This is a genomic window from Rhizomicrobium sp., assembly GCF_056722145.1.
Genome location: NZ_JBWZET010000170.1, coordinates 1 through 6,083 on the forward strand (window position 1 = coordinate 1; position 6,083 = coordinate 6,083).

9 protein-coding genes are annotated in these 6,083 nt (G+C 63.3%); 8 read left to right on the forward strand and 1 reads right to left on the reverse strand.

Going from position 1 to position 6,083, the window contains the following annotated elements; genetic code table 11:
- From AC1P6P_RS09115 to AC1P6P_RS09145, 7 genes are all read left to right on the forward strand, one after another.
- Nucleotides 1–260, forward strand: a 260-nt coding sequence (locus AC1P6P_RS09115) for an agmatine deiminase family protein (protein WP_481402127.1), incomplete at its 5' end; no start/stop codon positions are given.
- Nucleotides 257–1,120, forward strand: coding sequence for an N-carbamoylputrescine amidase (gene aguB, locus AC1P6P_RS09120; RefSeq protein ID WP_481402128.1), 864 nt, complete (start codon nt 257–259; stop codon nt 1,118–1,120). The genes AC1P6P_RS09115 and aguB, both read left to right, overlap by 4 nt.
- Nucleotides 1,121–1,297: 177 nt before the next feature.
- On the forward strand, nt 1,298–2,155 hold the full coding sequence (gene kdsA / locus AC1P6P_RS09125) for a 3-deoxy-8-phosphooctulonate synthase (protein WP_481402129.1): 858 nt from the start codon (nt 1,298–1,300) through the stop codon (nt 2,153–2,155).
- Between the two features lie 43 nt (nt 2,156–2,198).
- Complete coding sequence (locus AC1P6P_RS09130) at nt 2,199–2,483, forward strand: hypothetical protein (RefSeq protein WP_481402130.1); 285 nt, start codon at nt 2,199–2,201, stop codon at nt 2,481–2,483.
- A complete protein-coding gene (locus AC1P6P_RS09135; RefSeq protein ID WP_481402131.1) occupies nt 2,480–2,893 on the forward strand; it encodes a PIN domain-containing protein in 414 nt (137 codons plus the stop codon). The genes AC1P6P_RS09130 and AC1P6P_RS09135 overlap by 4 nt, the downstream gene beginning before the upstream one ends.
- Nucleotides 2,894–2,906: 13 nt before the next feature.
- Entirely contained in the window at nt 2,907–4,172 is a 1,266-nt protein-coding gene (locus tag AC1P6P_RS09140) for an MGH1-like glycoside hydrolase domain-containing protein (protein WP_481402132.1), read from the forward strand.
- A gap of 98 nt (nt 4,173–4,270) precedes the next feature.
- Complete coding sequence (locus AC1P6P_RS09145; RefSeq protein WP_481402133.1) at nt 4,271–4,972, forward strand: hypothetical protein; 702 nt, start codon at nt 4,271–4,273, stop codon at nt 4,970–4,972.
- On the opposite strand, the gene AC1P6P_RS09150 is transcribed toward AC1P6P_RS09145, so the two are convergent.
- Nucleotides 4,959–5,375, reverse strand: a complete 417-nt coding sequence (locus AC1P6P_RS09150; RefSeq protein WP_481402134.1) for an MAPEG family protein — start codon at nt 5,373–5,375, stop codon at nt 4,959–4,961. The two genes, AC1P6P_RS09145 and AC1P6P_RS09150, sit on opposite strands and share 14 nt — an antisense overlap.
- A 178-nt stretch (nt 5,376–5,553) precedes the next feature.
- Here AC1P6P_RS09150 and AC1P6P_RS09155 point away from each other — a divergent pair.
- A partial coding sequence (locus AC1P6P_RS09155) for a phosphopyruvate hydratase family protein (protein ID WP_481402135.1) occupies nt 5,554–6,083 on the forward strand: 530 nt, incomplete at its 3' end.

Below are 6,083 nucleotides of genomic sequence, written 5' to 3' on the forward strand. Positions count from 1 at the left end.
TGGAAGTGATCGAACTGCCGCAGCCGCGTCGCGTGCGCTTCGATTGGCGCGGCCGGATCATGCAGACAAGTTACGTCAATTTTTATCTCGCCAACGGCGGCATCGTGATGCCCTCGTTCGACGACCCCAATGATGACAAGGCCGAGGCGGTGTTAGCGGCTTGTTTTCCAGGCCGCGACGTTTTGCAGGTGGAAGTGCTGGATTTGTTGCAAGGTGGCGGTGGAATCCATTGCATTTCCCTGGGAGAACCGGCGGCATGAGAACCGTCCATTTCGCCGCCACGCAGTTTTCTTGTTCCTGGGATTTGCGCGCCAACATCGAGAAAGCCAAGTATCTGGTGGTCGAAGCCGTCGATCTCGGCGCCAACGTGATCCTGCTGCAGGAGCTGTTCTCGACTCCCTATTTCTGCCAGGACCAGTCGCCGGAGCATTTCAAGCTGGCGGCGCCGATGGAAGGCCATCCGCTGCTCGCCGAGATGAGCGCGCTGGCGAAGGAATTGAAAGTCGTCCTGCCGGTGAGCTTCTTCGAACGTGCCGGCCATGCCTATTTCAATTCGCTGGCGATGATCGATGCCGATGGGCGCATCCTCGGCGTGTATCGCAAGACCCACATTCCCGCCGGTCCCGGCTACCAGGAAAAATACTATTTCACGCCCGGCGACACCGGCTTCCGGGTCTTCAAGACCCGTTATGGCACATTCGGCGCTGCCATCTGCTGGGACCAGTGGTTTCCCGAAGCCGCGCGCGCAATGGCGCTGATGGGAGCCGAGGCGCTGCTGTTTCCCACTGCGATCGGATCGGAACCGCCGCCGGCGCCGCCGCTCGACAGTCGCGATGCCTGGCGCCGCGTGATGCAGGGCCACGCCGCCGCGAACGCCATGCCGGTGATCGCGTCCAATCGCGTCGGCATCGAAGCGGGCGAGGCCGGTGAGCTGACGTTCTACGGCTCGTCGTTCATCGCCGACGGCACTGGCGCTTTCGTCGCCGAGATGAACCGCAGTGCCGAAGGCGTCATCACCGCCGCCTTCGATCTCGACGCCGTCGCCGAATCCCGCGCCGCCTGGGGCCTTTTCCGCGACCGCCGCCCCGAAATGTACAGCACGCTCACCCGCCACGGGTGATCCCTTTCTGCCTCCGCGGGCACACTTCTTTTCTGCCCCCGCGGGCACACTTCTTTTCTGCCCCCGCGGGCACACGATTTTCTTCGCCGGCACGTAGACCGTGGGGGAAGTCCCGCCACTTGGCGGGAAAGGGGGCTCCATTTGCCTCCGCCGCCTTCGCCGCTTAAAACTCCCCCCATGACCACATCCGCCACTGCTCTCCGCCCCAATGCCGTCGTCACCGTCGGCTCCGTCGAAATCGGCAATGCCAAGAAGTTGTCGATCATTGCCGGCCCGTGCCAGCTCGAAAGCCGCGCTCATGCCTTCGAGATGGCGACGGCGCTGAAGGAGATGTGCGCCAAGGCCGGCGTCGGCCTGATCTACAAGTCGAGCTTCGACAAGGCCAACCGCACCTCCGCCAATGCCGCGCGCGGGCTCGGGCTGGACGGGGCGCTGCCGATTTTTGCCGACATCCGCGAGACGCTCGACCTGCCGGTGATCACCGACGTGCACGAGCGCGAGCAATGCGCTGCCGTCGCCGAGGCGGTGGATGTGCTGCAGATTCCGGCCTTCCTGTGCCGCCAGACCGATCTGCTGATCGCCGCTGCGCGCACCGGCAAGGTGGTCAACGTCAAGAAGGGTCAGTTCCTGGCGCCGTGGGACATGAAGAACGTCATCGCCAAGATCGTCGACGCCGGCAATCCCAACGTGCTCGCGACCGAGCGCGGCGCCTCGTTCGGTTACAACACGCTGGTCAGCGATATGCGGGCGCTGCCGATCATGGCCGGCCTCGGCGCGCCGGTTGTGTTCGACGCCACCCATTCGGTGCAGCAGCCCGGCGGGCAGGGCACGTCCACTGGCGGCGACCGCACCATGGTGCCGTATCTGGCCCGCGCCGCGGTGGCGGTCGGCGTCGCGGCGGTGTTCCTGGAAGTCCACCAGGACCCCGACCACGCTCCCTCCGATGGCCCCAACATGCTGAAACTGAAAGATTTCCCCGCACTGCTGGAAGACCTCCTGGCGATCGACGCGATCACCAAAAAGCGCTTGGGTTGAAATTACGCCTCTTTCCGGATATATTACCGGATAGAGGTGACCCATGAGCGACGCCCAGAAGAAAGCCATCCAGAACTATCGCGCCCGTCTGGCCCGCAAAGGCCTGACGCGGGTGGAAGTGCACGTCCCCAAGGTCGACGTCGCCTTCGTGCGCGAAGTCGCGAGCGCATTGTCCGATCCGGCCCGCGCCGATCAAGTCCGGGCGGCGCTGAAGCGCCCCAACTCGATCTATTCCGGCATGACCCTCAAGGATCTGTTGTCGTGCGCTCCGTTGGAGGGCATCGATCTGACCCGCAGTAAGGACACCGGTCGGGACATCGATCTGTGAGCTATCTCGTCGATACCAACATCATATCCGAATTGCGCAAAGGGCAGTCCTGCAACCGGAACGTAGCACGTTGGCATCGTGAGATCGCAGAGGACGAAATTTATGTCAGCGTTCTGGTATTCGGTGAAATCCGCAAAGGAGCCGAAATGCTCCGGCGTCGCGATCCTGACAGGACGGGCATTTTGGAAGACTGGATGGTCGCTCTCAGTGCGTCCCTGGGAGATCGTGTTCTTCCACTCACTGCCGAAATCGCCGACGAATGGGGTCGGATGAGCGCGCGCCGCACGGTGCCGGTCGTCGATGGACTGCAAGCCGCAACGGCCAGAGTGCACAATCTGACGATGGCGACGCGCAACGTGTCCGATTTCGATGGGCTTGAGGTTGCGGTATTCAATCCGTTCGCGGCCTGATACGGAGCCCGGCATGCTGACCAAACGCGCCTTGCTGACATCGCTGACGGCTGCGGCGGTGCTGCCGCGGGCGTGGGCGGACGTGCCGGATTTGCGCCACCAGATGGCCGCTGCCGCGCTCGCCATTGCCAAGAAGCACATCCGCGGCGGCCGGGACGCGCCGTTCTTCAAGACGCCCTATGTCGATGCCGCCTTCAACGGCAACATCTTCGTATGGGACACCTGTTTCATCGCGACCTACGCGAAGTATCACCAGGACGAACTGCCGATCGCCGCCGCGCTCGACAATTTCTATCGCCTTGAGGAGCCCGACGGCTTCATCTGTCGCGAGTATCTGCCTGATGGCCGCGCGATGTGGCCGAAGACCCACCCCGTCTCGATCAATCCGCCGCTGTTTGCCTTCGCCGAGCTCGAGCTCTACGGCCAGTCGAACAATCGCGCGCGGCTGAAGACGGTCTATCCCAAGCTGGTCGCCCATTTCGATTTCCTCGTCCGCACCTATCGCGGCGACGATCATCTCTTCTTCAGCGACGCGCTCGGCTCGGGCATGGACAACATCCCGCGCTATCCCGACGGATGGCAGGACGACGGCAAAGGTATTCCCCTCAATAATCTCCATCCCGAACTCGTCAGGATCGAAGGTCTCAGCCAGCGCTGGAATCGCCAGGGCCGTTCGGTCGATTTCACCGCCCAGATGGCGCTGTTCGCCGACAACCTCGCCACCATCGCGGGGCAGATCGGCCGTCCGCAGGATCAAATCCGCTTCCGCATCTTCCACGCCGACATCGCCGCCGCGATCAACGAATTCTGCTGGAATGACGCCGACGGCTTCTATTACGACCTCGGCTACGGCCGGCAGATCCGCCGCAAGCACATCGGCATGTTCTGGACGCTGCTCGCGGGCGTGGTGCCGTCCGACCGGCTTGATCGCGTCCTCGCCCATCTCACCGATCCGAGCCAGTTCTGGCGCAAGGTGCCGGTGGCGGCGTTCCCGGCCGATCAGCCCGGCTTCAATCCCGCCGGCGGTTATTGGCTCGGCAGCATGTGGGCGCCTACGACCTACATGGTGATCCGCGGTCTCGATCGGGTCGGGCAGCATGCCTTGGCCGCGCGTCTGGCCCACGCCGCGTTCGATGCGGTCGCCGCGGTCTATCAGAAGACCGGCACGTTCTGGGAGAATTACGCGCCCGATGCCTACGCCCCCGGCACGCCGGCGCGGCCCGACTTCTGCGGCTGGACCGGCCTCGTGCCGCTCGCCATCGCGCGCGAATATCCCTGACCTGCCGTTGCGCCCGCGGAAAATCCATTCCACTTGACAACTAGGCGTCACCCTGTCGGCGCACCACAGTAGCGGTGGTTGCGCCAATGGGGGACGTTATGAAATCGCTTCTTGCGCTGTCGTTCGCCTTGGGTGTGATGACGCTTCAACCGGCGGATGCTCGGGCCTTTGACGCCTACGCGTGCATCCTGGGGATTGATTGCATCGACGTCAGCCACACGCCGGGCTCCAGCACCGGTCCGGCCAACGCCGACTTCCAGGATTTCTACGGCACGCAGCTCGGCCGCGATTTATCGGGCGACGCCTTCACCTGGACCAGCACGGTCACCCCGATCGGGGACTGGTTCGGGAAAGCTGATGACTTCAATGCCGGAATCCACGCGACCTATTTGTGGCACGACGGGGCGATCATCTGCTGCACCCTCGATGAGCCGTACACGATCATCGACGGCAATCTGCTGGGCGAGTTCGTCGGCTACGATCCGAACGGGATTTCCAACGCCGGCCAGCCGCTGTTCCCGGCATTCTTCGCGTTCGCCGGCGGTCCAACCGCGCTGGCCCCGATGGAATATGAATTGTCCGACGAGGCGATGGCATTCCTGTCGCCGGACGGCGCGTTTCATCCTGTCGACTTCGTCGGCATCCAGGACGGGTACGGTATCCTGGCGCATTGGGACTTCGGCTATTTCAATCTGGTCCCGGCCGAAGGGCCGCCGCTGGCCTCCGACCCCGAGCCGGCCGGTGCGCTCATCCTGCTGCCGGCGCTGGTGTTGCTGGGCTGGCGGTTCAGACCACGGTGATGAAGGCCATCACGATCCCGATCAGGGCAAGAAGGAGCAGCAACAGTTCGGCAACCGCGCAGATACCGAAGCCGGGGCCGCGCTTTTCGGCCGCCTTCATATAGCCGTCCATGTAGACGATGCGGCCCGCGATCCACACTAGACCGAGCAGCGGTGCGGCCCACGGCAGGATCGAAAAGTAGATCGTGGCCAGCCACAAAAGCGGAATGAAAACGGGAAGATGCTCCAGGGTGTTCATCTGGACTCTGAAGGCGCGCTCGAACTCCGGATGGCCCGTCATCGCAGGCGCGTTGACGCCGTGTTTGGAGCGCATCTGTCCGACCTGGATGCCCATATAGTAATAGACGATGATCGCGAGAATCGTGACCAAGGCGGAGCTGAGGACCACCGGTGACGCTTGCATGACGCTTCTCTCCCCGAAGTTGCCGTCTGAAGTGAATTGCATTTGTACAGGGATTCGCGCGGCTTAGGGGACATTTCTCAGGCCATTGGTGAGGTCGAATTTGCCCCATACGTCCCCGCTTGAAGGGGACGGTGCGAGGGCTTAAACGGGGCCGAGATTTACCCTGAAGGAGCGATGAATGACGGCAATTATCGACATTGAAGGCCGGGAGATTCTGGACAGCCGCGGCAATCCCACCGTGGAAGTGGACGTGCGTCTGGAAGACGGATCGTTTGGCCGGGCTGCCGTGCCGTCGGGCGCCTCCACCGGTGCGCATGAAGCCTGCGAGCTGCGCGATGGCGAGAAGCGTTATCTCGGCAAGGGCGTCGAGAAGGCCGTCGCGGCCGTCAACGGCGAACTGTTCGATGCCCTCTGCGGCATGGAAGCCGAAGAGCAGGTCCGCATTGACCGCGCGATGATCGCCCTCGACGGCACCCCGAACAAGTCGCGCCTCGGCGCCAATGCCATTCTCGGCGTGTCGCTGGCCGTGGCCAAGGCCGCTGCCGAAGCCGCCGTGCTGCCGCTCTATCGTTATGTCGGCGGCGCCAAGGCGAACGTCCTGCCGGTCCCGATGATGAACATCGTCAACGGCGGCGTGCATGCCGACAACCCGATCGACTTCCAGGAATTCATGATCCAGCCGGTCGGCGCGCCGTCGTTCAAGGAAGG